Annotated in this window: 29 protein-coding genes and 1 pseudogene; 15 read left to right on the forward strand and 15 right to left on the reverse strand. The window is 68.2% G+C overall.

What is annotated here, in order from left to right:
* Nucleotides 1-71: 71 nt before the first annotated feature.
* Nucleotides 72-833 (reverse strand): HpcH/HpaI aldolase family protein, encoded by a 762-nt coding sequence (locus E6N53_RS00635; RefSeq protein ID WP_142856080.1) that lies wholly within the window; start codon nucleotides 831-833, stop codon nucleotides 72-74.
* A 101-nt stretch (nucleotides 834-934) separates the two neighbouring features.
* Nucleotides 935-1,084: a hypothetical protein gene (locus tag E6N53_RS20890; RefSeq protein WP_201740093.1), complete on the reverse strand. Its 150-nt coding sequence runs from the start codon at nucleotides 1,082-1,084 to the stop codon at nucleotides 935-937.
* A 101-nt stretch (nucleotides 1,085-1,185) separates the two neighbouring features.
* Here E6N53_RS20890 and nth point away from each other — a divergent pair, with 101 nt between their 5' ends.
* Nucleotides 1,186-1,869, forward strand: coding sequence for an endonuclease III (gene nth, locus E6N53_RS00640; protein ID WP_142856082.1), 684 nt, complete (start codon nucleotides 1,186-1,188; stop codon nucleotides 1,867-1,869).
* 405 nt (nucleotides 1,870-2,274) lie between these two features.
* On the opposite strand, the gene E6N53_RS00645 is transcribed toward nth, so the two are convergent.
* The 3 genes from E6N53_RS00645 to E6N53_RS00655 all read right to left on the reverse strand — a co-directional run bounded on the left by E6N53_RS00645 (nucleotide 2,275) and on the right by E6N53_RS00655 (nucleotide 3,843).
* Nucleotides 2,275-2,766, reverse strand: coding sequence for a DUF7321 family protein (locus E6N53_RS00645; protein ID WP_142856085.1), 492 nt, complete (start codon nucleotides 2,764-2,766; stop codon nucleotides 2,275-2,277).
* Nucleotides 2,767-2,849: 83 nt separating this feature from the next.
* Entirely contained in the window at nucleotides 2,850-3,191 is a 342-nt protein-coding gene (locus E6N53_RS00650) for a DUF7979 domain-containing protein (RefSeq protein WP_142856087.1), read from the reverse strand.
* A 91-nt stretch (nucleotides 3,192-3,282) separates the two neighbouring features.
* Nucleotides 3,283-3,843, reverse strand: coding sequence for a cysteine hydrolase family protein (locus E6N53_RS00655; protein ID WP_142856090.1), 561 nt, complete (start codon nucleotides 3,841-3,843; stop codon nucleotides 3,283-3,285).
* Nucleotides 3,844-3,968: 125 nt separating this feature from the next.
* Between E6N53_RS00655 and E6N53_RS00660 the strand changes: the two genes are divergently transcribed.
* The 7 genes from E6N53_RS00660 (at nucleotide 3,969) to E6N53_RS00690 (ending at nucleotide 8,400) form a co-directional block, all read left to right on the forward strand.
* Entirely contained in the window at nucleotides 3,969-4,934 is a 966-nt protein-coding gene (locus tag E6N53_RS00660) for a DUF7319 domain-containing protein (RefSeq protein ID WP_236642290.1), read from the forward strand.
* 73 nt (nucleotides 4,935-5,007) lie between these two features.
* Nucleotides 5,008-5,658, forward strand: coding sequence for a halocyanin domain-containing protein (locus E6N53_RS00665; protein ID WP_142856092.1), 651 nt, complete (start codon nucleotides 5,008-5,010; stop codon nucleotides 5,656-5,658).
* Nucleotides 5,658-6,044, forward strand: a complete 387-nt coding sequence (locus E6N53_RS00670) for a DUF7318 family protein (RefSeq protein ID WP_136588544.1) — start codon at nucleotides 5,658-5,660, stop codon at nucleotides 6,042-6,044. Before E6N53_RS00665 ends, E6N53_RS00670 begins: the two co-directional genes overlap by 1 nt.
* Before the next feature lie 2 nt (nucleotides 6,045-6,046).
* Complete coding sequence (locus E6N53_RS00675; protein WP_136588545.1) at nucleotides 6,047-6,844, forward strand: cytochrome b; 798 nt, start codon at nucleotides 6,047-6,049, stop codon at nucleotides 6,842-6,844.
* 4 nt (nucleotides 6,845-6,848) lie between these two features.
* Entirely contained in the window at nucleotides 6,849-7,634 is a 786-nt protein-coding gene (locus tag E6N53_RS00680) for a cytochrome b family protein (RefSeq protein WP_142856094.1), read from the forward strand.
* 66 nt (nucleotides 7,635-7,700) lie between these two features.
* The gene (locus E6N53_RS00685) at nucleotides 7,701-8,132 is read left to right on the forward strand and encodes a DUF7315 family membrane protein (RefSeq protein ID WP_142856096.1); all 432 of its coding nucleotides are present in this window, start codon (nucleotides 7,701-7,703) and stop codon (nucleotides 8,130-8,132) included.
* A complete protein-coding gene (locus tag E6N53_RS00690; protein ID WP_142856099.1) occupies nucleotides 8,125-8,400 on the forward strand; it encodes a DUF7314 family protein in 276 nt (91 codons plus the stop codon). The genes E6N53_RS00685 and E6N53_RS00690 overlap by 8 nt, the downstream gene beginning before the upstream one ends.
* Before the next feature lie 403 nt (nucleotides 8,401-8,803).
* On the opposite strand, the gene E6N53_RS00695 is transcribed toward E6N53_RS00690, so the two are convergent.
* The 3 genes from E6N53_RS00695 to E6N53_RS00705 all read right to left on the reverse strand — a co-directional run bounded on the left by E6N53_RS00695 (nucleotide 8,804) and on the right by E6N53_RS00705 (nucleotide 11,394).
* On the reverse strand, nucleotides 8,804-9,247 hold the full coding sequence (locus tag E6N53_RS00695) for a DUF7313 family protein (RefSeq protein WP_142856101.1): 444 nt from the start codon (nucleotides 9,245-9,247) through the stop codon (nucleotides 8,804-8,806).
* 24 nt (nucleotides 9,248-9,271) lie between these two features.
* The gene (locus tag E6N53_RS00700; RefSeq protein ID WP_161596495.1) at nucleotides 9,272-10,003 is read right to left on the reverse strand and encodes an NAD(+)/NADH kinase; all 732 of its coding nucleotides are present in this window, start codon (nucleotides 10,001-10,003) and stop codon (nucleotides 9,272-9,274) included.
* A 95-nt stretch (nucleotides 10,004-10,098) separates the two neighbouring features.
* The gene (locus E6N53_RS00705; RefSeq protein ID WP_142856105.1) at nucleotides 10,099-11,394 is read right to left on the reverse strand and encodes a M28 family peptidase; all 1,296 of its coding nucleotides are present in this window, start codon (nucleotides 11,392-11,394) and stop codon (nucleotides 10,099-10,101) included.
* A gap of 279 nt (nucleotides 11,395-11,673) precedes the next feature.
* Between E6N53_RS00705 and E6N53_RS00710 the strand changes: the two genes are divergently transcribed.
* Both E6N53_RS00710 and E6N53_RS00715 read left to right on the forward strand, forming a co-directional pair.
* Complete coding sequence (locus E6N53_RS00710) at nucleotides 11,674-12,840, forward strand: thiolase C-terminal domain-containing protein (protein ID WP_142856107.1); 1,167 nt, start codon at nucleotides 11,674-11,676, stop codon at nucleotides 12,838-12,840.
* Complete coding sequence (locus tag E6N53_RS00715) at nucleotides 12,837-13,220, forward strand: Zn-ribbon domain-containing OB-fold protein (protein ID WP_142856109.1); 384 nt, start codon at nucleotides 12,837-12,839, stop codon at nucleotides 13,218-13,220. The genes E6N53_RS00710 and E6N53_RS00715 overlap by 4 nt, the downstream gene beginning before the upstream one ends.
* A gap of 43 nt (nucleotides 13,221-13,263) precedes the next feature.
* Here the strand turns inward: E6N53_RS00715 and E6N53_RS00720 are convergent, their stop codons facing one another.
* The 5 genes from E6N53_RS00720 to E6N53_RS00740 are packed head-to-tail and all read right to left on the reverse strand — an operon-like array spanning nucleotide 13,264 to nucleotide 18,473.
* Complete coding sequence (locus tag E6N53_RS00720; RefSeq protein ID WP_142856111.1) at nucleotides 13,264-14,214, reverse strand: alpha/beta fold hydrolase; 951 nt, start codon at nucleotides 14,212-14,214, stop codon at nucleotides 13,264-13,266.
* A gap of 48 nt (nucleotides 14,215-14,262) precedes the next feature.
* Nucleotides 14,263-14,946 carry a DUF7546 family protein gene (locus tag E6N53_RS00725; RefSeq protein WP_142856113.1) on the reverse strand — a complete coding sequence of 228 codons (684 nt, stop codon included), beginning with the start codon at nucleotides 14,944-14,946 and terminating at the stop codon, nucleotides 14,263-14,265.
* Nucleotides 14,943-17,453 (reverse strand): heavy metal translocating P-type ATPase, encoded by a 2,511-nt coding sequence (locus E6N53_RS00730; protein ID WP_142856116.1) that lies wholly within the window; start codon nucleotides 17,451-17,453, stop codon nucleotides 14,943-14,945. Before E6N53_RS00730 ends, E6N53_RS00725 begins: the two co-directional genes overlap by 4 nt.
* Nucleotides 17,454-17,462: 9 nt before the next feature.
* Nucleotides 17,463-18,269 (reverse strand): sulfite exporter TauE/SafE family protein, encoded by an 807-nt coding sequence (locus E6N53_RS00735; RefSeq protein WP_394344739.1) that lies wholly within the window; start codon nucleotides 18,267-18,269, stop codon nucleotides 17,463-17,465.
* A 6-nt stretch (nucleotides 18,270-18,275) separates the two neighbouring features.
* On the reverse strand, nucleotides 18,276-18,473 hold the full coding sequence (locus E6N53_RS00740) for a DUF8131 family protein (RefSeq protein WP_136588557.1): 198 nt from the start codon (nucleotides 18,471-18,473) through the stop codon (nucleotides 18,276-18,278).
* A 223-nt stretch (nucleotides 18,474-18,696) separates the two neighbouring features.
* Between E6N53_RS00740 and E6N53_RS00745 the strand changes: the two are divergent.
* The 4 genes and pseudogenes from E6N53_RS00745 to E6N53_RS00760 form a co-directional block, all read left to right on the forward strand.
* A pseudogene (locus E6N53_RS00745) lies at nucleotides 18,697-19,662 on the forward strand (halocyanin domain-containing protein); the annotation flags it as partial.
* A gap of 226 nt (nucleotides 19,663-19,888) precedes the next feature.
* Nucleotides 19,889-20,461 (forward strand): cytochrome c oxidase subunit II, encoded by a 573-nt coding sequence (locus E6N53_RS00750; RefSeq protein WP_142856121.1) that lies wholly within the window; start codon nucleotides 19,889-19,891, stop codon nucleotides 20,459-20,461.
* Nucleotides 20,461-22,188, forward strand: a complete 1,728-nt coding sequence (locus E6N53_RS00755; protein ID WP_136588560.1) for a b(o/a)3-type cytochrome-c oxidase subunit 1 — start codon at nucleotides 20,461-20,463, stop codon at nucleotides 22,186-22,188. The genes E6N53_RS00750 and E6N53_RS00755 overlap by 1 nt, the downstream gene beginning before the upstream one ends.
* An 84-nt stretch (nucleotides 22,189-22,272) precedes the next feature.
* Nucleotides 22,273-22,884 (forward strand): hypothetical protein, encoded by a 612-nt coding sequence (locus E6N53_RS00760; RefSeq protein ID WP_142856124.1) that lies wholly within the window; start codon nucleotides 22,273-22,275, stop codon nucleotides 22,882-22,884.
* Nucleotides 22,885-22,887: 3 nt separating this feature from the next.
* On the opposite strand, the gene meaB is transcribed toward E6N53_RS00760, so the two are convergent.
* Together meaB and E6N53_RS00770 are read right to left on the reverse strand one after the other, a co-directional pair.
* Nucleotides 22,888-23,949 carry a methylmalonyl Co-A mutase-associated GTPase MeaB gene (gene meaB / locus E6N53_RS00765; RefSeq protein WP_142856126.1) on the reverse strand — a complete coding sequence of 354 codons (1,062 nt, stop codon included), beginning with the start codon at nucleotides 23,947-23,949 and terminating at the stop codon, nucleotides 22,888-22,890.
* Complete coding sequence (locus tag E6N53_RS00770; RefSeq protein ID WP_136588563.1) at nucleotides 23,946-24,362, reverse strand: cobalamin B12-binding domain-containing protein; 417 nt, start codon at nucleotides 24,360-24,362, stop codon at nucleotides 23,946-23,948. The genes meaB and E6N53_RS00770 overlap by 4 nt, the downstream gene beginning before the upstream one ends.
* Nucleotides 24,363-24,532: 170 nt before the next feature.
* On the opposite strand from E6N53_RS00770, the gene E6N53_RS00775 reads away from it, so the two are divergent.
* The gene (locus tag E6N53_RS00775) at nucleotides 24,533-25,237 is read left to right on the forward strand and encodes a DUF4013 domain-containing protein (RefSeq protein ID WP_142856129.1); all 705 of its coding nucleotides are present in this window, start codon (nucleotides 24,533-24,535) and stop codon (nucleotides 25,235-25,237) included.
* The last annotated feature ends 69 nt before the right edge of the window (nucleotides 25,238-25,306 follow it).

Here is a 25,306-nt window from a genome sequence, read left to right on the forward strand (position 1 = left end):
AGCGAGTGGAGGCTCGAAAACCCCCACTTCGCTCGTCGTCCGGTGGGCCGAGATCCCGTCTCGTCGGCCGGTCACTCTCTTGCCGTCTCGTGCGCCGCCAGTGCCGCGTCCGTCCCCCGAATCAGGTCGAGGGTGTCGACGCCGCAGATGACGTAGTCGAAGCCCCACGCGACCCACCGCTCGACGTCGTCGGTACTCGTCGCGAGCGTCCCGACGGGGACGCCCGCCTCGTCTCCGACGTCGAGCACCCGGGAGACCGCCTCCTCGAACGCCTCGTCGTCGTCCCCGAACGACCCGAGCGCCGCCGAGAGATCGGCGGGACCGACGAAGAGCGCGTCGAGGCCGTCGACGGCGGCGATGTCGGCGACGTTCTCGACACCCGCTCGGGTCTCTATCTGTGCGATGCGGACGAGGTCGGCGTCGTCGCGGTCGACCTGTCCCGCGACGTCTCGCCCGTACCGGGCCGAACGGCCGACGCCGATGCCGCGTCTCCCCTCCGGCGGATAGCGCGTCGCGGCGACGAAGTCGGTCGCCTCCTCCGGTGTGGAGACCATCGGCGCCATCACCCCCGCGGGGGCGAGGTCGAGGACACGCTTGATACGGACGTGGTCGTTCCACGGCACGCGGACGACACCGGCGCTCTCACTCGAGACGGCTCTGAGGGAGTTCGCGACGGTCTCCAGGCTCGACGGGGTGTGTTCGGTGTCGACGACGACGAAGTCGAACCCCGTCTCGGCGACGAGTTCCGCGACGGCGGGGTCGGCGAGGGTGGTCCAGTAACCGGTGACGGGGTCGCCGGCTTCGAGACGGCGTTTCAGGCTCGGATGGGACATGCCGTCGCCATCTCGTCCCGGGGATAGTTAACTCTGCGTCCCGGTCACGAGTTGGACGTGGACGCGGATGCGCATACGAACACGGACGCGAGCGTGGGTCGTCAGAGGGCGAGGAAGACGAGGAACGGGAGGACGAACAGGGCGACGAACATCGCGAGGAGCACGACACCGTACCCTACGCCGGCACCGGCGAGCGTCCGCCACGCCTCGTGGTCGAGGTCGAATCCACCCTCGGTCTCTGTCTCGGGCATACCCGACGGTCGGTCGCGGGCGAGAAAACCGTTTCTCCACTCGCTCACAGCCGCCGCCCCCGAACCACACCACTCATGTCTCCACCGCGGAACTCCCGGGTATGGGAACCCCACGCGACACTCGCGAGGACCAGGCGCAGGAGGTCATCGACCGGCTCTACGAGGAGTACCCCGACACGACCATCTCGCTGGACTTCTCCAACCGACTGGAGTTGCTCGTCGCTGTCGTCCTCTCCGCGCAGTGTACCGACGAGCGGGTCAACGAGGTCACCGAGGAACTGTTCGACAAGTACCGCACGGCCGATGACTACGCGAACGCCGACGAGGCGGAACTCGCAGCCGACATCTACGGCATCACCTTCCACAACAACAAGGCGGGCTATCTCAAATCCACCGGGCAGAGACTCGTCGCCGAGCACGGCGGCGAGGTGCCCGACACCATGTCCGCGCTGACCGACCTCTCGGGCGTCGGCCGGAAGACGGCGAACGTCGTCCTCCAGCACGGCCACGACGTCGTCGAGGGCATCGTCGTCGACACGCACGTCAGACGGCTCTCGCGCCGCCTCGGCCTCACCACGGAGGAGACGCCCGAGCGCATCGAGCAGGACCTCATGGGCGTCGTCCCGGAAGACGACTGGCAGCAGTTCACGCACCTGTTCATCAGCCACGGCCGGGCCGTCTGCGACGCGCGGAACCCCTCTTGCGACGAGTGCGTGCTCGAAGACGTCTGTCCCTCCTCGAAACTCGACCACGACGTCGACCTCGCAAGCGGCGAGGCGTGGTGACCTGAGAACGAGAAGACCGCGGAGTCGCCAGGGCGGTGTACTCCTCAAGCCACCTCAGCCGGGTACTCGCGCACTGAGGCGCGAGTACAGCCCCACTGGGGCGACGGGGTCGCACCAAGCCATTCGTTCGACAAGGCTCACGAAGACCTCGCGCGTTCGCTCGCTGCACTCGTTTTCGCGCGCCGGCCGCCACCAGAATGCGGCGGTGGCGCGTGACGGTCGCGGCTCCGTCCGCGACGACACGCGCGAGGGATAAGCGACGGAACGAACGGAGTGAGTGAGGGAGCGAATCGGCTGGGGAGGGTGTGGCCTCACCGCGTCCGTGCACCGCGTGGTCGTCGTTGTGCTGGTCGTCTCCGCAACGGAACAGCGAACCACGCCGTCAACGTGCTCGAGGTATCCTCCTCAGAGCCCCGGCCCGAACACGTACCCCGTCGCGAACCGGTACAGGCCCAGCAGCCACGCGCCGAACCAGAACAGCACGTAGCCGAAGACGCCGACTCGCAGTCTGCCGCGCCACGCCCCCATGTTCTCGTGGAGTTCGTCCAGGTCGACGTCGGGGTCGGGGTCGCGGTAGAGGTTCGCCTGGTGTTTGGCCTGGAAGATGCGGACGATGCCAGTGAGCGCGAAGACGAGCATCGCGTACGCCTGTAGGCCGAGGATGGCGTGCAGCGCGGAGAGGCCGTTCAACTGCTGGAGCAGTCGGGGCATCATCCACGTCACGACCGGAATGGTGTTGAGCACCAGGCCGGGGACGATAAACTTCAGATGGTGGACGAGGACGTTCCACGTCACCGTCTCGGCGTCGATCATGATCTTCGCCCCGTAGAGGTAAAAGGGCAGGCTCGTCGTGACGAGGAGCGCGGCGATCGTGGCGTACGTCGTCTCGCTTGCCATTGCTATCGGACAGGCTAGGGCGGGTGGGGGTGTAAAGGGTCCGACTCGGTGGCGGCGCTGCAGAGCGTGGCGGGTGAGCGGAGTCAGTTGACAGAGAGCACGTAGACCTCGTAGAGGTCGCCCCGATAGCTGACCGCGCGGTGGTCGGTCCAGACCTCGGTGCTGACCTCTGTCACCTCCTCTCGGTTCTCCTCGTCGGCGAGGGCGGCCTCGAACGCGCGCTGCTGTGCCGGGGTCAGCGCGTCGAATTCGACGACCTCCTCGCGGGGGTAGATGATGTCCGTCTCCTCGACGCTGAGGTACGTCGCGCTGTGCGTCGTGAGTGAGAGGTACGCGAACGCGCCGCCCACACAGAGCAGGACGACGCCGATACCGAGACCGACCAGAGCGAGGTCGCGCTGGTAGGGCTCTTCGAACTCGAACATGGGGACCGTTCGGCGTGCGTCGCGCCAGTCGCATATGTCTGTTCGTCGGCCTCCCCTGCTCACACGCCGGTCGCGCCGCCTGGCCTCCCAATTAGCTCACGGTGTCGCCGTCTGTCCACCCGTCGACGAGCGCTGCGGCGCTGGTCCGTTCGGCGTGGTAGACGTACTCGAGATACTCCAGTCCCTGTTCGTGCTCCGCTTCGGTGAAGGCGTCCGCACAGTCCTCGGGAACGGCGACGTCGTAGCCGTTGAAGAACGCGCTGGCCGCGGTGTGTCGGACACACATGTTCGTGTGCAGGCCCGTGATGACGACGCGGTCGACCCCGAGACTCCGGAGGTGCTGGTCGAGCCCGGTCTCGTAGAAGGCGTCGTAGAACCGCTTCTCGAACACGTCGTCTTCGGGAGCCGGGGTCAGTTCGGGAATCACGGCGGCCCCGTCGGTCCCCTGCATCGCGTGTTCGCCCCAGATCTTCAACTCGAAGTCCTCCGGCCGGTGGGCGTCGTTGACGTAGACGACCCGCACGCCGTGTTCGCGGGCGGCGGGGAGGAGGTCGTCACGCAGTGTGGGGATGATGCGCTCGGCGCGCTCGGCGGCGATTTCGCCGGTCACGAAGTCGTTCAACATGTCGAGGACGAGGACTGCATCCGTCATGCGGGACGTACGCTCCACGAGCAATCAACGGTTTCGCCCCGCGGGGTGAGCCGTGGTCGAGCCGCTCACGGGAACACCCACGGTGGAGCGAACCGCTTAACGGGGCCGAGACCCAATCTGAGACGATGACCGACGCCTCGGACGAGCAGGTGGGTGAGGAGCCTCCCGGAGCCACGGCGACGCCGGACGACGTGGCTCCGGACGGCGACACCGACGACGCGGCCGCGGCTACGACCGAGCCCGAGCCTTCCAGCGGGACCGAGGAGGACACGGACGCCGACGCGGACGCGGAACTCGAAGCCCTCAGGCGCGAGGTCGAAGCGAAGTACGACTTCGACAACTTCGGCCCGAAGGACATGGCGCAGATGACGGTCGACGAGTGGGAGGCCGCGTTCGACCCCGACTCGTGGATCGTCGGTCCAGAGCTCCTCGACCGGGTCGAAAAGGAGCTGTACAACCGCATCGCCATGCGGGAGGTGTTCGCCATCGTCGAGCGGTACACCGCCGAGGGCGAGCCGCGGCTCGTCGCCTACTCGGACGAGGGGTACGCCATCGTCTACGCGGACGGGAGCGTCGAGGGGGAGGGGACGGTCCTCCGCGACGTCACGCCGACCGTCGCGCTCTGTTCGATGGACGATTTCGAGGTCGCCGACCCGCCCGAAAACGTGAGTCTGCCCTCTCCCGACGAGGTCCCGGAGGGGTCCGGCGAGTTCGGCAACCTGATGCTGCAGGTCGTCGCGTTCGTCCAGGTCCTCGGCGGACTGGCGCTCCTCGGGGCGTGGGTCGCGACCGACCTGAACACCATCGTCGCGCCCGTCGCCGCGCTGTTCTTCTTACTTATCGGCTTCTTCCTCTTCTTCGTCGTCGCCAACGCCCGGCTCTCCGACCGGTTCCGCTCGGAAGAGTACCGCAACCGGCTCCGGGCGGTCGGCATCGAGGACGGCCAGCGACCGGACTTCCTCCCGCCGCTCGACGAGGACGCGGAGCGCCCGGGAGTCGAGGGGGCCGCCACGGGCGCGCTCGACGCGGCCGAGACGACGACCGACCCCGGGAACGAAGACCCCGGAGAGGCGGGCGCACAGGGCGTCTGAACGGGGACGAAATCCTGCCACGGGGCGGGTGAGTCGGTGGGTTTAAGCGCGTTCCATCCTGAGCCCAATCTGTATGAACAGGCGGGACTTTCTCCGGACGGCCGGGGGTGCGTCCGTCGCCGCGACAGCCGCTGCGGGCACCGCCGCCGCACAGGAAGAAGGTGGTGGTGGCAACGTCCAGCCCGACTGGGGTGGATATCTCGACGGCATCGACGGTGGCTACCAGGACCTCCGCGGCACCAGCGAAGTGACCGTGGAGGTCGGTGCCAGCGGTAACGGCGGCGCACTCGCGTTCGCACCGGCAGGAATCTGGATCGACCCTGGAACGACCGTGATCTGGGAGTGGACCGGCGAGGGCGGTGGCCACAACGTCGTCGCCAGCGAGGGACCGGCGTCGCTCGACAGCGGCGCGCCCGTGGCCGAGGCCGGGACGACCTTCGAACACACCTTCTCCGAGGAGGAGGCCGGTATCACGAAGTACTACTGCTCCCCGCACGAGGCGCTCGGGATGCTCGGTGCCGTCGCCGTCGGTGGCGATGTTCCGACGGTTTCGGTCGGCGGTGGCGGTGGCGAGAAGGAACTCGAGGAACTCGGCGTCGCGATTCAGGCCCACTGGGTCGGCTCGGCGACCATCCTCGGCATCATCGTCACCATCATCTACACCTTCTACATCCTGAAGTACGGCGAGTCGCCGAACACGGGCAACACGGGGGGTGGTGAGTGATGTCCTCGTCAGGCAGTACGTACGGTGACATCCACCGCTACGAGTCGGCGCGGGAGTCGACCTCCGCCGCCATCGGCATCGTCCTCCTCACGGTCATCGAGGTGGTGTTCGTGTTCCTCTTCACGTACGGACTGGTCTCCGGGTGGGGCCTGACCGACTTGGGGAACATGTTCCTCGGCGGCGTCCTCGCCGTCATCTTCGTCGACCTGGCGTTCATCCTCGCGCTCTACCGCAAGGAGTTCCTCCCGGACGTGATGATCGTCAAGAAGCGTCGGCGCAAGTGGGAGGACCTCTACATCCGTGAGGAAGACGTCGACGGTGAGACCCTCGGCGACGGTGCCTGGGACACGGTGAAGCGCGCGGTCTACCCATACTACAAGCGATAACCATGAGTCTAGAAAAGAAAGACGAGTACGACCACAAAGCCTGGTTGAAGTCCAAGGAGGACCTCACGAAGGTCGAGCAGTTCTTCCTGCTCGGGCTCATCTACGTCGACAAGCGGCTTCGCGTCGTCGACTACCTGGAGCTGATGGAGACCCTCTACTACCGGGTCAACCTCCAGATGCCGAAGAGCCACACCGAACAGTACAACCTCGACAACAAGTTCTGGTACTGGTACCCGCTGTACACGCTGGGACTGTTCTCGACGCTCGCGTACGTCGTCGCGGCCATCTCGGGTGCCCTGCTGGGCTTCTACTACAGCCCCGCCACCACGGGCGACCCCTCGACCGCGTACAACAGCATCGCGTTCATCATGCGTGACCTGCAGTTCGGGTTCATGCTCCGCTCCATCCACCGGTGGTCCGCACAGGTGATGGTCGCGGCCGTGTTCCTCCACATGCTCCGCGTGTACTTCACCGGGGCGTACAAGGAACCGCGTGAACTCAACTGGATCCTCGGCATCGTCCTCATCAGCCTGACGATGGTGTTCGGGTACACCGGCTACCTGCTCCCGTGGGACCAGCTGGCGTTCTGGGCCGGCCAGATCGGCGTCGAGATGTCGCTGTCGATACCGCTCGCCGGTGAGTGGGTCGCCCAGCTCCTGTTCGGCGGCTTCACGCTGAGCCAGGCCACGCTCCAGCGCATGTACATCCTCCACGTGTTCCTGTTACCCTTCGTGGTGACGACCCTCATCGCCATCCACATCGGCATCGTCTGGGTGCAGGGCATCGCGGAGCCACACTAAGACAATGAGCAACGAAGACACCGACCCCGAGAACGAGAACGCACAGGAAGCGATGACCGACGGCTCGGGCAGTCTCGCCGTCCCGCCGGACGACGAGACGCCCTCGTGGGGCGAGCGCAAGGCCCGCAAGACGGGTCTCTCTCGGCTCACCTACGAGTACTTCGAGCGTGCTCGCCGCGAGGACCAGGACCTCCGCCAGGAGTCGACGTACGTCGAACGCGACGTGCTCGGCTTCCCGACGTGGCCCCACGAGGTCATCCGAAACCTCTCTATCGCCTCGTTCTTCGTCGGGATGATCCTGTTCCTCTCGGCGACGATGCCGCCACACATCGGTGCGCCGGCCAACCCGTCGTCGACCCCGGCAATCATCCTCCCCGACTGGTACCTCTACTGGTCGTTCGGGCTGCTCAAGCTGAACCCGCTGAACCCCGAACTCGCCATCCTCGGCGGGCAGAAGATCATGGCCGACCGCACGTACGGCGTCCTCGCGAACATGGTCGTCGTCGGCTTCGTCGCCATCGTCCCCTTCCTGAACAAGGGGTCGGCGCGACGGCCCGTCGAGCAGCCGTTCTGGGCCGCCGTGGGCGTGCTCGGCATCGTGTTCGCCTTCACCATCTCGATCCTGGCCGTACAGAACCTCGTGCCGATGAACCTCAACCTGCTGTTCGACCTGACGTTCCTCCTGCCCATCGTCGCCGGCGTCGTCACCTACGCCGTGTTGAAGACGATGCGTGAGGGGTACATGTACGACCTCAACCGTCGGTACTACCGACTCCGCCCGCCGAAGTAACAGACGCCCGGAATCGACATCCAGCACGACTTACGACCGTTCACCCGTTCTCGCCGGTACCCCACGATGACGACAGACACAGACACCACACACGCGTCCAGTGACACGACCACGACGACCGCGTCGGCCCGGTCCGCCACGTCCACGTCCGAGTCGGGGACCAGTCGCCGCGGCCGCCGCGACGTCGAGGTGCCGATGCGGCTGTACAAGACCGTCACGGTGTTCTCGACGCTCATCGCCGTCGTCACTGTCGTCGCGGGCTTCTTCCTCCTCGACGCCGCGACGCTTCAGGTGAGCTTTCTCAGAGCCATCATCATCGCGATACTCGGTGCGGTGGGGCTGTCGGTCCCGACAGGCGTGTTGAGCACCGTCCTCGCCGTGGTCGGCCTGCTCGTCATCGCCTTCGGAGCCGGTGTCTACACGGTGTCGACCCGCTTCCGCGCGGAAGGGATGGGAAAGTCTCAAGAGGACGCCGGCGAAGGTGAAAACAATGGCTGACGAATTCATCAAAGGGCTCGGCATCTTCACCGGTGGTGGACTCGCCTGGCTGACCCTCGCGAGCTGGTATCGGACCCCCGGCTTCGAGAGCACCCGGCAGCTCATCGCACCGGTGACCGTCTCCGGGGACAACATCTTCAACGCGCTCGGCATCGTGCTGATGGACGTCTTCCTCTGGTTCACCCTCATCGGCACGCTGGCGTTCTGGGTCCTCATCCCCGCCGCTCGCGAGCTTCGGAAGGCGGTCGAGAACCGCCGCGCCGAGTAGCGATAACGAACGCCTGCACGGTCTTCTACTGCTTGCCGTTATTCGCTTCGCACAGCGCGGACGACGCACACCGCGTCGTGTCTCGGCTCCCGAGTACAGTCTCCCGGGCAACCCGGCTCGCTCGCGCTCGACCGCACCGGTGTCGGTGGGACGCCCGACAGCCCGAGCCGCCCCCGACACACGTGCCTCGATGCTCGGTGCGCGAACGACGGCCCTCCCGGGGAGTGTCCGACGAGCGCGCACTCCTCGGGTGATGGGTCGCGGTGTCGCCGTCGCGAACACGCGCGTCGTCTCGGCAGGGCCGCGTGTGCGACGCGCCACTGAGCTCGCGCGCCGAGAGACTCTCCGGTCGCTCGTGGCTACTGCGTCGGACAACCGCGAGAAGGAGGTCGAGCCGTCCGTCTCAGACGATAGACGTCCAGATGGGCTCGACGATGAAGAAGAGGGTCTGGTAACCGGCGTACAGCAGCGCGACGAGGGACGCCGTGACCGCCGCCTTTGGCCGTTCCATCGTCATCTCGTTTCGGGCTTCGACCTTGCGCGACTCGAACTCGAAGAAGTCCGCGAGGAACACCCCGAGCACGAGGACGGCCATGACCATGCCGCCGTGCGGTGCGACGATGAGGAAGGCGAACGACGCCAGGATGAGAAGCACCGTCGTGATCGAGTGTGGCATCCACCGCGAGAGCTCGGCGTCGTCGCTGGCTTTCGCCTGCTCGACGTGTTTGCTGTGTGCGACGAGACGCGTCACCATGTTCGCCAGTAGCAGCGCGAGCACGACGAACGGGACCACCGACTCCGCCGCGACCAGCGGGTCGAGCGGGACGAGGAACTGAAGCGGTTGCATACCCGACGTTCGGGCAGGTACTCATTAGAGTTTTTCCAATCGACGCGCACCATCGGCGGGCAGTGGCGGGCGGAGCAGGTCGACCGTCCGGTCGACAGTGAGCCGAACCGGTTCGTCGACGGTCACCTGCCGTCTCGCGCGTCCGTCGACGACGAGCGAGACGGGTGACTCGTCGCGTTCGACGTCGAGCGTGACGGGGTCGTCGACCACCCAGGTGCGCGGTTTCGTCGTGTACGGCGACACGGGCACGACGGCGAGGCCCGTGTCGGCCGCGAGGAGCGGGCCGCCGGTCGCGTGGCTGTAGCCCGCGCTCCCAGCAGGTGTGGCGACGACGACGCCGTCGGCTCGGAACGACCCCAGCACCCCCGACGCGTCCGCGACGGTGTACTCGGAGATGTGGGCGGGTTCGCTCGTCACGAGCGCCACATCCAAGAGCCCTCGCGCCTCGTCACCCGCGACGTCGGCGGACAGGACCGGGTGGGGGACGACCCGCCCGTCGAGCGCGGCCGGGGCGAGGCCGCCGAGGACGTCGCCGACCGCCTCACGCGCGACGCCGTGCCGGCCGACGCTCGTCGCGACGGGGAGCGCCGGCACCGGAGCCGGGTCGTCGGCCAGCGAGCAGAGTGCGACGTCGCCGACAGCGAGCACGAGGTCGGCCGCCGTCTCGCGGTCGGCCAGCACGACGCCGCTGTCGTGGAGCACCTCCTCGAACGAGTCGCCGGTCTCCGTGCCGCGAACGGCGACCGTCACCGACATCGGCGTGCCTCCGTGCGCGTCGCACACATCACGGTCCTCGCTTCGCCTGCACGGATAAAAGTCTCCGCGGTTCTGCGGTCTCGGCGGCGAGCCGGTCAGAACGGCCAGTCGCCGGTCAGGCGCATCCCCTCGGCTTCGCCCTGTCTCTCGAGTGCCGCCGCGACCTGTTCGCCGGGGAGTGCTTCGAGGTCGGCGTCCGCGCGCGCGAGTTCGACGACGACCTCGGCGAGGAGGACCGCCTGTTCGCGGAACGTGCGCGCTTCGAGTTTGTCGAGCGTGTCCGCCTCGGTGTGGCCCCACCCACGCCCCCGGTCGCCGGTCTCGGCGGAGACCATACATCCCGGCAGCCCGCGGGCGACGAACGGCCAGTGGTCCGAGTGCGGGAGGTGTTCGGGGACCACGGTCACGGGGTGGTCGTACCGTCGGCCGACGCGCTCGAAGGCCTCCCCGACCCCGTCGAACCCGCCTACGTGCGCCTTGAGCGTGCGACCCGCGCACACGCCGTCGAGGTTGCAGACCGCGCGGACGTCGTCGGCCGTCGCCGCGTCGTGACCGGACCCGACGAGCCCGACCTCCTCGCTGCCGAAACACGCCAGATGCACGCGGGTGTCGAGGTCGTCCGCCCGCTCTGTGAGGACGCGGGCGACTTCGACCACCATCGCCGTCCCGGCACCGTTGTCCAGCGCACCTTCGGCGATGTCGTGGGCATCGACGTGACTCGTCAGGTAGACGGCAGCGTCGGTGTCGGGACCGACGTCGGCGTGGACGTTTCCGCTCTCGGCCTCGGGCACCTCACAGTCGACCCGGACGGTCACCGCGGTGTCCGCGTCCCGGCGGGCCAACTGCGCGCCGACCTCCTTCGAGACGCCCACCGCGGGGATGTCGCCGATGGGTGCGTCTTCCGTGCCGACGCTCCCCGTCGGCGGGAGTTGGCCCGGGACGTGGTTGCGGAAGACGAACGCCGCGGCCCCGGCCTCGACCGCCCGGTAGTACTTCTCGCGGCGGTGGATGAACCGGTCGACGTGGTCGGGGACGGTCGAGGAGACGAGGACGACGTCGCCCGAGAGGTCCCGGTCGAAGTCCGCGGGGAGGCCGTCGCCCAGGTCGACGAGCCGCCCCGTGGCGCTCGCGCTCGGGCTTCGCGGCAGGGCAATCGAGGGGAGTGTGCGGTCGCCAGCGACGACCGCGCTGTCGCCGCGGACCCAGCCTTGAACCGGGAACGAGTCGACCCGCGCGTCGCGCGCGCCGACGTCCGCGAGCGCCTCGCGTGTCGCTTCCAGCGCCCTGTGTTCCCCCTTCGAGCCGGCCATCCGGTCGCCGATGTCGACCAGTCGTTCGAGGTGTGACCATCCGACGTCGCTCGTGAACGTGTCGCCGATCCACTCGGTCATGCGCGGACGTCGCAGGGCCGCCCGGAAACCGTTTCGGTCACTCGCCGCGTCCGGTCGTGTCATGCGCGTCATGAATCTGAGGACACACCACTGAGCGGGGCTCTGTGGGTGAGAACCCCGCCGAGCGCCGGTGCTGCCGCACGCGCTATACTTCGCTCTTCGAACCATTGAAACCGACCACGAGAATCCATTCCGATACGTATGATGGTTCAGAGCACCGTCACGTGGGGATTTCTGCCATCGACAGCGTTTTATTCACAACCACATGTATATTCGTGCATGACAAACGTTCGCATCGCGGGAGCAACACTGACTCACTTCGGGAGTCACCCCACCCGGACGGGACGGGACCTGTTCGCCGAGGCCGCCCTGGGCGCCCGTCAACAGGCCGACGTCCCGCGGGACGACGTCGACGAAGTCACCTACGGGAACTTCATGGGCGAACTCTCCGAGCGCCAGGGCCATCAAGGCCCCATCATGGCCGAGGCGGCGGGGCTGAACTGTCCCGCGACCCGGTACGAGGACGCCTGCGCCTCCGCCGGTGTCGCGGTACGGGCGGGCATCTCCGCCATCCGGTCCGGCCGTGCCGACGTCGTCCTCGCCGGCGGGATGGAGCGGATGACGAACCAGGAGACGGAGAACACGACCGAGTTCCTCGCCATCGCCGCCGACGAGCTGTACGAGGTCCGCGCCGGCATGACGTTCCCGGGCGCCTACGCCCTGATGCAGCGCGCCTACATGAACGAGTTCGGCGGTGAGCGGGAGGACTTCGCCCACGTCGCGGTCAAGAACCACGACCACGCCCTCCCGAACGAGTACGCCCAGTACCGGAGCGCCATCACCGTCGACGACCACCTCGACGCGCCGATGATCTCCGACCCCGTCGGACTGTACGACTCCTGTCCCATCACCGACGGAGCCGCGGCCGTGATTCTCGTCTCGGAGGAGTACGCCGAGGCCAACGGGTTGGACGCTCCGGTCGCCATCACGGGGACCGGTCAGGGCGGGGACAACATCGCGCTCCAGGACCGCGAACACCTCAACCGGACGCCCGCGACGGCGCGCGCCGCCGAGGAGGCGTACGCCGACGCCGGTATCTCCACGGACGACGTGGCCGCGGTCGAGGTTCACGACTGCTTCACCATCGCCGAGGTACTCGCGCTCGAAGGGCTCGGCTTCTACGAGCCCGGGGAGGCGGTCTCGGCCGCCCGCGACGGCGAGACGACGAAGCACGGGTCGCTCCCGGTGAACCTCTCGGGCGGGTTGAAGGCGAAGGGGCACCCCGTCGGCGCGACGGGCGCCTCGCAGGTCGTCGAGATGTTCCGCCTCCTCACGGGGACGCACCCCAACAGCGAGTACGTCGACGGGCGCGTCGGCGTGACACACAACGCGGGTGGCACCGTCGCGAGCGCGGTCGTCCACGTCCTAGAGGAGGTGGACGTATGAAATCGAAAGCCCGCGACGATGGCTACGACGACCTCCTCGACGCCGTCGAGGAGGGTGAGCCGTACTACCTCGCGTGTGCGAACGGTCACGGCTCGCTCCCCCCGCGACGGACGTGCCCACACTGTGGTGGGGTCGACCTGTCGGAGGAACCGCTCCCCGAGTCGGGGACCGTCGAGACGTTCACCACGACCCAGGTCGCCGCGCCATCGTTCTCGTCGAAGGCGCCGTACACGACCGCCGTCGTCGACTTCGGCCCGGTCCGCGTGACGGGCATCGTCCGCGCCGACGCCGAGGACATCGAGGTCGGGATGCGCGTCGGCCTCGCGGTCGGGCGGAACACGATGACGGGTAACCGGATGCTGACGTTCCACCCGCGATAGTCGGCTCGTCGCCGTCACACGCCGGTGCGGACGCAGTCGGCGCTCACGCCGGTGCCGCCAGCGCCTCTCGCACCGTGTCGAGGAACGCCGCCGGGTGTTCGACGTGTGGGAGCAGTTTCGCGTCGTCGATGACGACCAGCCGCGCGTCGGCCTCGTCGGCGAGGTCACGTCCGTCCGCGAGCGGCGTGATGTCGGCCTCCCGCCCCCAGACGAACGTGACGGGGACGTCGAGACCCGAGAGCGCCGCGCCGAGGTCGGCCTCCGAGTTCAGGAAGCCGGAGATGAACGACGCGGGCGCGAAGCGAGCGTTGGGCTGGTGGGCGGTCTCCCACTCGTACGCCATCCACTCGTCGGACACGCTGTCCATATCGTAGTAGCCGTGGTCGGCGTTGAAGTACCGAATCGAGGCTTTCGAGGCGAGCAGGTTGAACAGTGCCGTCCCCACCAGCGGCGCGCGGACGAGTTCGCGCAGCCACGTCAGCCGGTCGGGGCCGGCGATGGCGGTGGGACAGACGGCGACGAGTCGCGAGACGGAGACGTCGGCGTAGGGGTCCGAGAGCGCGCTGGCGACGTACGCCGTAGTGAGCGAGGAGACGAGCACCGACGGGGAGTCGTACTCCGCGAGGAAGTCGGCGACGAAGTCCTCGTACAGTGCGGCGGAGTACTGGAGCGGGGGACGGTCCGAACGGCCGAACCCGGGAAGGTCGGGCGCGACGACGTGGTAGTCGGTCGCGAGGTCGTCGAACACCGTCCGGAACTCGCCGGACGAGCCCGCGGCGTTGATGCCGTGGAGGAGGACGACCGTCGGGGCGTCCTCGGGCCCCGCTTCGGTGTACGCGACGTCCATCCCGCGCCAGCGGTACGTCCGCTGCACGCCGGCGAGCGGGGGTTCGAGCGAGTCGGCGGGCTGGGTGAGAAGGCGGTTGAGGGCCGCGAGGCTCCCGGCGGCGGCGACGCCGACACCGGCGGCCTTCGCGAGGCTTCGAGCGTCCATACCTGCCCCTGTGCGCGCGAACGACTTGACCCACACGGCCGGTGGTGCTCACTCCCGCCCGCGTGCGAACGTCGCGAACGACGGCCGCCACGCCAGCAGCCCCACCGAAACGACGTACGCCAGGGTCGAGAGGTCGTACGACCAGGTCCCGGTCGCCGTTCCGACCGCTCCTACCGTCCCGCCGACGAGACCCGAGACTACGGCGGCGGCGACGGGGAGCGTGCACGACACACACGAGAAGAGCCCGACGGCTCCCCCGACGAGGCCGGACGGCCCCGTGAGTTCGGTCACGAGGCCGTAGACCAGGTACGCGAGGACGGCGTAGCCGACGGTCTTGAACGGGAACAGCACCACGCGTACGGCGTCGTCGTACAGGAGCGCCGGCCCCCACCCGGGCGGGAGCGAGAGCACGCGGAGCGTTCCCGCACCCGTGCCCACGCCGAGCGTTCCGTCGAGCCACGCCAGCAGCGCGAAGTAGCCGACGGCGACGCCGAGTGAGAGCAGTCGGCGTCGCCCCGTCGCGCGCGGCCGCTCCACGACCAGCAGTGCGAGGACGGCGACGTTCAGCCAGACGAACGGGTAGAGGACGTACCGCGGGGACAACACGCGGTACGACGAGAACGAGAAGTACACGCCGAGGACGAGGAACTCACACGCGATGAGCGCGCCGGCGACGAGCACCAGCGTCCGGGCGTCGCGGCCGCGGCCGAACGAGGGAACGGCGGTGGTCACGCGGACGTCCCCCCGTCTCGTGGGTCGCCTGCCTCGCACGCTTGGTCGGTCTCGTCTGGCTCGTCAGTCTCGTCCGTTCCGCCCCGCCGCGAGAGCGCGTAGGAGCGCCGGGAGTTCAGGACGACGATGATACTGCTCGCGGCCATCGCGACGGCGGCGAAGAGGGGGTTCAGGAGGCCGATCGCCGCGAGCGGGACGGCGACGACGTTGTAGAGGAACGCCCAGCCGAGGTTCTGTCTGATCCGCGACCGAGTGGCTCGCGTCACGTCGAAGACGGTCTCGACGGTGCGGAGGTCGTCGGTCGTGACGACGGCGTCGGCGGCGTCGACGGCGAGCGGCGTGCCGGACTCGAGAGCGATTCCGAGGTCGGCCGCGGCGAGCGCCGGCGCGTCGTTGCTCCCGTCGCCGACGAACACCACTCTCCCGCCCTCGCGCAGGCGGTCGACCAGCGCGACCTTGGCCTCCGGGCGTGTGTCGGTGAACACCTCGTCGACGCCCTCGTGTGCGGCGAAACGGGCCGCCGCCGCCTCGCCGTCGCCCGTGATGACGACGACGCGGCGCTCGTCGGCGAGCGAGTCGACGACCGTCTCCCACTCCGGCCGCGGGTCGTCGCCGGCGACCACGAGTCCCCGCGCGCGCCCCGCCCAGCCGACGAGCGCCGGCACGGCCCCCGACTCGCGGGCGTCCGTCGCCCGCCGACGGAGTTCCGCGGGGAGCGCCCACCCCCGCGCGGCGAAGAGGTCGGCGCTCCCGACGAGCGCCTCACGGCCCCCGACCGTCCCCGAGACACCCCGGCCGGGGTGGGCCTCCACGTCCGTAATCTCCCGGCCGCCGTCGGGAGCCGTCAGCCGACCGTCGGCGGGGTCAGTGCCGGGCGGCAGCGCGCTCTCGTCCGTGCGTTCCGCCGCAGCGACGATGGCGTCTGCGACCGGATGGTCGGCGAACTGCTCGAGCGCCCCCGCGACGGCGAGCGTCTCCGGGTCGCCCTCGACCGCCTGGACCGCCATCCGCCCCGTCGTCAGCGTCCCCGTCTTGTCGAAGGCGACGACGTCCGTCTCCGTGGCCCGTTCGAACAGTTCGCCCGAACGGACGACGACACCCCGCGAGAGGGCCTCGCTCACGCCGCTGGCGACGGCCATCGGCGTCGCGAGTCCGAGGGCGCAGGGACAGGAGACGACGAGGACCGTGAGCCCGGTCAAGAGCGCGGTGGTGGGCGTGGCACCGAGTGTGAGGTGCGCCACTGTCGCGACGGCGGCGAGCGCGAAGACGACCGGGACGAACACGCCCGCGAGGCGGTCGGCGAGCCGTTGTGCGCCCGACGTCGTCCGGAGGCTCCACTGCAGTTCGACGAGTCGGTCGAGCGTCCGCGTCGCCTCGGCGTCCGCGGTGACGACCAGCCCTCCCTCGCGCAGGAGCGACCCGCCGAGGACGTCGTCGCCCGCCTCGCGGCGGACGGGTCGGGACTCCCCCGTGAGGAGCGACTCGTCGACCGCGCCCGACCCGTCGGCGACGACGCCGTCGACGGGGACTGGCTCGCCCGCCCGGACGACCACCTCGTCGCCTCCCTGCACCTCGTCGAGCGACACCGTCTCGGTCCCCGTTTCGGTCCGCACGCGCGCCTCGGAGACCCGGCGCTCGGAGAGGTCTTTCAGGTCGCCGGCCGCCGTCTCGCGCAGCCGTTCCTCGTAGTAGCCGCCGATAGAGACGGCGAGGACGACCACGACGGTGATGTCGAAGTAGAGCTCGTTGGCCCCCGTGAGCACGAGAAGCGTCGAGTAGACGTACGCCGTCGTCGCCGCGGTGGCGACGAGGAGGTCCATGTTCGGCTCGCGCGCCCTGAGGCTGACGTACGCCCCCCGGAGGATGGGAAAGCCCGTGTAGCCGAGGACGACGGTCGTCATCACCCAGATGTTGGCGACGAGGTAGACGCCCGCGGCCGAGGAGACGTCGAACAGCAAGAGCGAGGCGTCGACGCCCACGTAGGTCGGATAGAGGAAGAGGACGTACCACAGCATGGTCATCATGCCGAAGAAGCCGCCGACGAGGAGCCGACCGACCTGGTCGGACGCGTCGCGCTCGCCCTCGCTGTCGACGTCGCGCGCGCGGTAGCCGAGTCCGTCGATGCGCGTGGCGAGGTCCGCCGTCTCGAGCCCGGGGGCGTGGCTCACCTTCACCAGCCCCGAGGCGTAGCTGGCGTCGGCGTCGTACACCGCCCCGTCGCGGAGCCGCGACTCGACGAACGACTCGCAGGTCGCACAGTGCATGCCGTCCACGGCGAGGTACGACTCGACGGCGTCCTCGGGGAGGGGCTCGTCGGCGTCGGGACTGTCCGTCCCCTCGTCGAGTGCCGCGTCGACCTCGTCGGGGCTCAGTTCGGTCGACGCGGCGTCGTCGAGTGTCCGGGCCACGACGAGACAGCCCTGACAGCAGAACACCCCGTCGACGTCCTCGGCCGTGACCGGCGGGTCGGGCGTCGGGAGGTCACAGAGCGTGCAGCGGTCGGTCATCCCTCGAGGTCACCCCAGTGGCTGGTAGACGGGGATGTGGACGTGCGGGAGCAGGTCGACTCCGAGCAGCATCAGTCCGTGTGCGAGCGGGATGTACCCCAACAGGAGGAAGGCGACACCGAGGACGCGGTGGAGCCGCACCCGGTTCGTCGGCGCGATGCCGTCGAGCGCGCCGACGGCGAGCCCCGACGCGAACAACGTCGGGAACGTGCCGAGGCCGACCAGCGCGAGCGAGACCGCGCCGGCGACGGGCGAGCCGCGGGCGAGCGCGTAGAGGTAGACGGGGTAGAGGATGGGACACGGCAAGAGCGCGTGGACCATCCCCAGTCCGACGATGCGCGGGCCGCCGACCCAGCGGTCGACGCGTGCGGTCAGCGCGCCCGACACGCGGGCGAACGCGCCACCGAGCCCGGGAATCGAGGCGCCGTGACCGCTGCTCCCGGCGGCGTAGGTCGCGCCGGTGACGAGGATGAACGCGCCCGCGGCGACGCCGGCGACCCCCCGGACGGGCGTGGCGATGCGCGCGAACGAGGCGGCGTCGAAGACGACCGCGCCGAGGCCGCCGAGGAGGAGGCCAGCGAGCGCGTAGCCCGCCGTCCGTCCGAGGTTGAACAGCGCGTGCTGGCGGACCGCTCGGCCCCGTCCCGCTGACGACGACATCCGGTCGGCGTACAGCCCGACGAGCGGGCCACACATCCCGAGACAGTGTGCGCCCCCCAGCAGGCCGATGACGAGGAAGACGAGCAGTTCCGGGGTGGCGACGCCGACCGCCTCAGTGACAGCCACGGCCGCGACGGCCCACCCGAGGACGACCACCGGCTGTCACCCCCGTGACGGGCGGACGGTGTCCTCCGACGGCGAGAACATCAAAAAGAGCGCGAGGCCGATGATGAGCACGCTCACGAGCGAGAGTGCGACGATGAAGGTGTCGTTGAGGAGGATGAAGACGGCGACGGGCAACAGTGCGAGCAGTGCGAGCACGACCGCAGTGCGAAGGTCCCAGTTCGTCGGTAGACTCATACCCGCCGATAAGCGAACAAGAGTACATAAATCACACTCCGATTACCACCGGTCTGGAGACGGTGGAGTCGAACACCAGTGCGATTACACGGTTAAGTCGTCTCCTGGTCCTCGCCAACCGGGACCGACACGAACCTTTTAGAAGGTGGTCTACTCAACGGCACCGTATGGGACGGTTATCCACCAGCAATCGTGCGCGTGAGGGCCGCGGAGGGATCGGTTAATGTCGGGACAGACGCGTCGCGACGTGCTCCGTGGCGGCGCTGTCGCGGGGGCGGCGGCGCTCGGGGCCGGCGCCGCCGCAACGCCTGCGGCCGCACAGAGCGACGACTACGACGGGTGGCTCTCCGACGTCGACAACTACGACGGGACGACGGAGGACCTCACGGGACAGGACGCCGTCGAGATCGAGGTCGGCGCGCAGGGCAACGGCGGGACGTTCGCGTACGCCCCGCCCGCGGTCCGGGTGAGTCCGGGGACGACGGTGACGTTCAACTGGACGTCGAACACCCACAACGTCCTCCTCGAAGAACAGCCGTCGGAGTCGGACTGGGAGGGCTACTCGCCCATCGAGAACACCGGCTTCACGCTCGAACACACGTTCGAGGTCGAAGGCGTCTACAAGTACTACTGCGAGCCACACCTCTCGCTCGGCATGAAGGGGGTCGTCGTCGTCGAACAGAGCGCCGACGGCCCGGTCGTCGAGGCCGAGTACGGTGACTGGTTCTCTGACGTCGACAACTTCGACGGGACGACGGAGAACCTGACCGGCCAGGACACGGTCGAGGTCGAGGTCGGCGCGCAGGGCAACGGCGGGACGTTCGCGTACGCCCCGCCCGCGGTCCGGGTGAGTCCGGGGACGACGGTGACGTTCAACTGGACGTCGAACACTCACAACGTCCTCATCGAAGACCAACCGGAGGACGGCGGGTGGGAGGGCCACTCGCCCATCGAGAACACCGGCTTCACCTACGAGCACACGTTCGAGACGCCCGGCGTCTACCTGTACTACTGTGAGCCGCACCTCTCGCTCGGGATGAAAGGTGCCATCGTCGTCGGCGGCGCACCCGGTGGCGGCGGCGCAGAGGGTGGGGGCGAGCCCTCGGCCGGGGCCATCCGCCTGCTGCAGGTCACACAGGGCGTCCTGGGCGTGGTCTTCCTCGCCATCCTCGGCCTCGCCGCGTACGTCGCTGTCAATCGACAGCAGTATCCGGCCGCAGAGCCCGACGTCGTCGAGCGAGAACCGACCGCAGAGGCCGCGTTCGAAGAACCGAACGTCGAGATCGAACACGACGACTTCGACCCCGTCGGGACGTTCACGGTCATCCTCGGCTACTTCGCCATCCTCGTCTTGATGTGGGTGTTCATGTACTTCGTGGAGTTCCTCGGTAACGGTCCAACGGTGGTGGGATAAGATGGAGATACACCGCTTCGAGAAGCTCTGGGTCGCACTGGCACTCTTGCTCATCGTCGGGTTCATCGGCACCGTCACGTACGGTGCCGTCGGGGCCGGCGTGAAGATGGTCGACGACAGCGGCGGAACCGTCGACCCCAACGCGTTGAACGACCACCCGCGATTCGGCGAGCCCGGGACGTACCAGACGGGCGAGAACGAGTACGACGTGTACGTCATCTCCCGGCAGTTCCTCTTCGAACCCGGGACGAACCAGCCCATCCGTGTCCCCGCAGGGTCGACCGTGACGTTCCACATCACGTCGAGCGACGTCATCCACGGCTTCGAGGTCGCCGGCACGAACGTCAACACGATGGCGATTCCCGGCCAGGTGGCACGGGTCACCGTCCAGTTCGAGGAGGCACGCAACTACGGTATCATCTGCCACGAGTACTGTGGAGCGGCCCACCACACGATGGAGGGGCAACTCCAGGTCGTGCCGCAGTCGGAGTTCTCGAGCGCGGACCTCCAGAACCCTGCTGTCGCCGACCGTGACGAGCCCGTGAGCGACGTCGACGAGGAGGAGACCGAATAATGGCATTCGCAGACGAATACAGAGAGCAAGCAACCGACGCGGTTCCGATAGACAGAGAGGCGTTCGTCGACCAGTTCCCCCACGACGCGTTCATCGTCCGGCTGAACCTCGCCGTGGCGTTCGGCGCGCTCGGCGTCGGGGGGCTGTTCGGGGCCATCCAGGCGCTCCACCGGACGGGCATCTACCGGGGCTTCGTCTCCTCGGCGGACTACTACACGCTCCTCACCGGGCACGGCGTCCTTCTGGCGCTGGTGTTCACGACGTTCTTCATCACGGGAATCTTCTCGTGGGCCGTCGTCGCGAGCCTCGACGAGAAGTTGAACGAACGGTTGTCGAAAGCCTGGTTCGGGACGATGTTCGTCGGGACGCTGCTCGCGGCGCTCGCCATCCTCGGTGGCCTGACGGGCGGTCCCGTGAGCGCGGACGTGCTCTACACGTTCTACGCACCGATGGCGGCCAGTCCCATCTTCTATCTCGGTGCCGTGTTGCTCATCGTGGGCTCGTGGCTCGCCGGTGCGGACTGGTTCCTCGCGTACCGGCGCTGGCGGGCCGACCACCCGAACGACCGCATCCCGCTGCGGACGTTCATGGTGATGGCGACGATGCTCATGTGGTACATCTCGACCCTCGGGGTCGCCGTCTCGGTGCTGTTCTTCCTCCTGCCGTGGTCGCTCGGGCTCATCCCGGCGGTCGACCCGCTGCTCACGAGAACGCTCTTCTGGTACTTCGGCCACCCGGTCGTGTACTTCTGGCTGATGCCCGCGTACCTCGTGTGGTACGCCATCCTGCCGAAGCTCTCGGGCGGGCGGCTCTTCTCGGACCCGCTCGCACGCGTCGTCTTCATCCTCTTCGTCATCCTCTCGACGCCCGTCGGCTTCCATCACCAGTACGTCGACCCCGGTATCGCGGAGGGCTTCAAGTTCATCGCGATGACGAACACGATGTTCCTCTTGCTGCCCTCGCTCCTGACAGCCTTCACCGTCGTCGCGTCGATGGAACACGGCGCGCGCCAGCGCGGGGGCACCGGCCGACTAGGCTGGCTCCGCGCGCTGCCGTGGGACAACCCCGCCTTCTCTGGCTGTGCGCTCGCCGGCCTGATGTTCGCCGCCGGCGGCTTCTCCGGCATGATCAACGCCGGGATGAACATCAACTACCTCGTCCACAACACGCTGTGGGTGCCCGGCCACTTCCACCTGACCGTGGGGACGGCCGCGGCGTTGACCTTCATGGCCATCACCTACTGGCTCCTGCCGCAGGTGACGGGGAAGAACCTCAAGCTGAAGACCGTCGCGATGGTCCAGCCGTTCACCTGGTTCATCGGCATGACGCTCATGTCGAACGCGATGCACCGCGCGGGCCTGGCTGGCGTCCCCCGACGTACGGCCGAACCGCAGTACGCCAACGTCGAGTTCGAGAACGTCATCGGCGGCATCGCTGAGATGCGTCTCCAGATCGCCGTCGGAGGCGTCATCCTCTTCATCGCCCTCGTGATGTTCCTCGCCGTCGTCGTCGCGACGTGGCTCAGCGACCGGGACCAGAAACTCGAGGTCAACAGCGAACTCCCGAAGCCGCTGTCGGGCGCCGAACACAGCCCGAAAGTCCTCGACGACATGCGTATCTGGGCGCTCATCGCCATCGTCCTCATCGCCATCGCCTACGGGCCGCCGCTGTGGTCGATGGTCGCGGACGGCCTCTTCGCACCCGGGAGCCCGCCGATTCCGGTCTAACCCCGGTGCGGTGACGTGGCGGGGCCCGCCCGTCGCGACGTATCGCTTCTCGACTACGTCGGAACGAACACTGTTCACGAACCCGTGTCAGACGACAGCACCCCAGAGACGACAGACGCCGAAGCCGAAGCCGACGCCGAGGCGGCCGAGGCCCGCAGGCGACGGACCATCATCCGGCTCCTCGTCGGATTCGGTATCGGAATCCCCGTCCTCATCGAGTTAGCGACGTTCGTCGGCCTCATCGAGCAGTCGCTGCTCGGCGGCGACGAGGACGACGGGGGTGGTGAGACGACGCCGACGCCGACCGGCGACGGCCAGGACCAGCCCCAGGGTGTCGGCGCTGGCGACGAACTCCTCCCCGAGACGGCACCGCGCGAGACGCTGACCGTCGTGTCGTTCCGCGCCGGCGACGACCAGTGGGTGTTCACGCTCGCTGCCGAGGTAGAAAACACCGGCTCGAGGCCCTACACGGTCCAGTTCGGGTCGGTGGTGACGCAGGCGGGCGAGCGCGTCGAGGGACAGAACCGACCAGTGACGGTCGAACCGGGCGAGACCGGCCAGGCCACCGGCACCTGGCAGCTCAGCCCGGGGGCCCGACCGGACACCGTCGTCGTCCTCACCACGACGGGCGACGAATCGCCGACCGACCACGAGGTCGACCTCGGTCGCGTCCCGCTCGAGGGGACCAGGCCGTAGCCCTCACGTTCGTTCGTCGTCGAAGCACTCACGCACCGGTGTGATGACGTCGTCGGCGACGGTGTACGGGTCCGTCTCGCGGTCGACGACGGCCGCGGCGAGCGCATCGACACCACCGCGGGCGTCGAGTTCGCGCCCCACGAGGTCCGAGAGGTCCGACTGGATGAGCCGGCGAATCTCCTCGGCGTATCTGGTCTGTGCCTTCTCGCGGAGGCGTCCCGACTCCTCCATGAACCGACGGTGAGCCGCGAGCGCCTCGACGAGGTCGTCGACACCGTCTCCGGCAGTCGCGACCGTCTCGACGACCTCGGGCGTCCACGACTCGTGTTCGTCGTCCGACTCCGGTTCGCCGTTCGCGGCGGTCGGCTCGGTCGCGTCGAACCCGTGGTGGCCGGTGTCGAGGTTCTTCATCGGGTCGCCCCGGAGGTGGATCATCTCCTCCAGTTCGGCGACCGTCCGAGCGGTCCCGTCCATGTCGGCCTTGTTGACCACGAAGACGTCGCCGATCTCGAGGATGCCCGCCTTGAGCATCTGGACGTCGTCGCCGGAAGCCGGCTGGACCAACACGACGACCGAATCGGCGGTGCGGACGATGTCGATTTCGTTTTGGCCCGCCCCGACGGTCTCGATGACGATCCGGTCCTTGCCGAACGCGTCCAGGGCCGTCACCGCATCGGAGGTCGCCGTCGAGAGCCCGCCGAGTCGGCCCCGGGCGGACATCGAGCGGAAGAACACGTCCATGTCGCCGACGTTCGACGCCATGCGGATGCGGTCGCCGAGGACGGCCCCGCCCGTGTACGGTGAGGAGGGGTCGACGGCGATGACGCCGACGGTCTCCCCGCGGTCGCGGTACTGCTTGACGACCTTGTCGACGAGCGTCGACTTCCCGGCGCCGGGGCTGCCGGTGACCCCGATGACCTCCGCGGTCCCGGCGTGGTCGTGGAGCGCCGAGACGATGTCGCGGTAGCCCGGCGAGCGGTTCTCGATCTTCGTGATGACCCGTGCCAGCGCGCGATGTGAGCCGCCGAGGAGATCCTCGACGAGGTCGCGTTCGACCTGGCTCATCGTTCGGGCGCGTTCGTGCGGACGAATTCGATGGTCTCCTCCATCGGGGTGCCCGGGCCGAACACCTCCGCGACGCCCATCTCCTTCAGCTTCTCACGGTCTTCGTCGGGGACGATGCCCCCCACGAGGATGAGGGTGTCCTCGAACGCGTCGTACTCTTTCAGGCCGTCGACGATCTTCGGAATGAGCGTGTTGTGCGCCCCCGACAGGATGGAGATGCCGATGACGTCGACGTCCTCCTGGACGGCGGCCTGGACGATTTCCTGTGGGGCACGGTGGAGCCCCGAGTAGATGACCTCGAACCCCGCGTCACGGAAGGCGCGCGCGATGACGTGTGCGCCGCGGTCGTGACCGTCGAGTCCGACCTTGGCGATGAGACACCGGATCGTCCGCTGCTCTGCGTCTGCACTCATACATGTCTGTTTGCCTGCGGGTCGTTTGACTCTAACGACTTTCACGGACGACCATGATATGCGGGCTGTTCGGCTTCATCGACCGATAAAGCGGTTCTCACGCCCGCTACTCCCCGTTCGCCCGAAATCTCGGTGATTTTATTATTGTCGGCCGTCATTCGCGGACGACCATGGCAATCGACATCGAGGCGACGGCGAAGTACCCACTCGCGTCGGACGACTGGATAAAGACCGTCGGCATCGGGGGCGTGTTGACCCTCTTTTCGTTCTTGCTCGTCCCGGTCCTCTTCGTCTACGGCTACCTCGTCCGTGTCCTCCGGGCGGGGATGCGGGACAGTCCCGAGCCGCCGACGTTCGACGACTGGGGGTCGCTCCTCCGCGAGGGCGTCGTGGCGTTCGTCGTAATCTTCGTCTACCAGTTGATCCCGCTCATCGTCTTCGCGGTGACCGTCGGCGGGTCGCTCGCCGCCGTGGCGACGGGGTCGCGGACCGGGGCGAGCCTCGGCCTCGTCGGCCTGCTCGGGGGCGTCACGGTGTCGAGCCTCCTCGCGCTCGTCTTCGGCTACTTCGGGCTCGTTGGACTCGCCAACTTCGCCCACGAGGGGACGCTCGGGTCGGCGTTCGACGTGGCCGTCATCAGGGACGTCGCCCTCAGCCGGGAGTACGCGATTCCCTGGCTCTACGGCGTCGGGTTCGTCTTCGTCGCGGGGGTCCTGACCAGCGTCCTCAACGTCGTGCCGATCGTGGGTGCGATCATCGGCGTGTTCGTCATCTTCTACGCCCAGATCTGTGCGTTCAAGCTCTGGGGCATGGGCTTTTCGGCCGCCACCGACGTCGGCAGCACGCCGGGGACGGGGACGACAGTGACCGCGTAAGGACCCCGCCACAGTGACCCATCGGGAGTCGCCGGCACGGCCCCCGGTAGCGCGACCGTGTCGGTTCCC

The organism is Salinigranum halophilum (assembly GCF_007004735.1).
GTDB lineage: Archaea > Halobacteriota > Halobacteria > Halobacteriales > Haloferacaceae > Salinigranum > Salinigranum halophilum.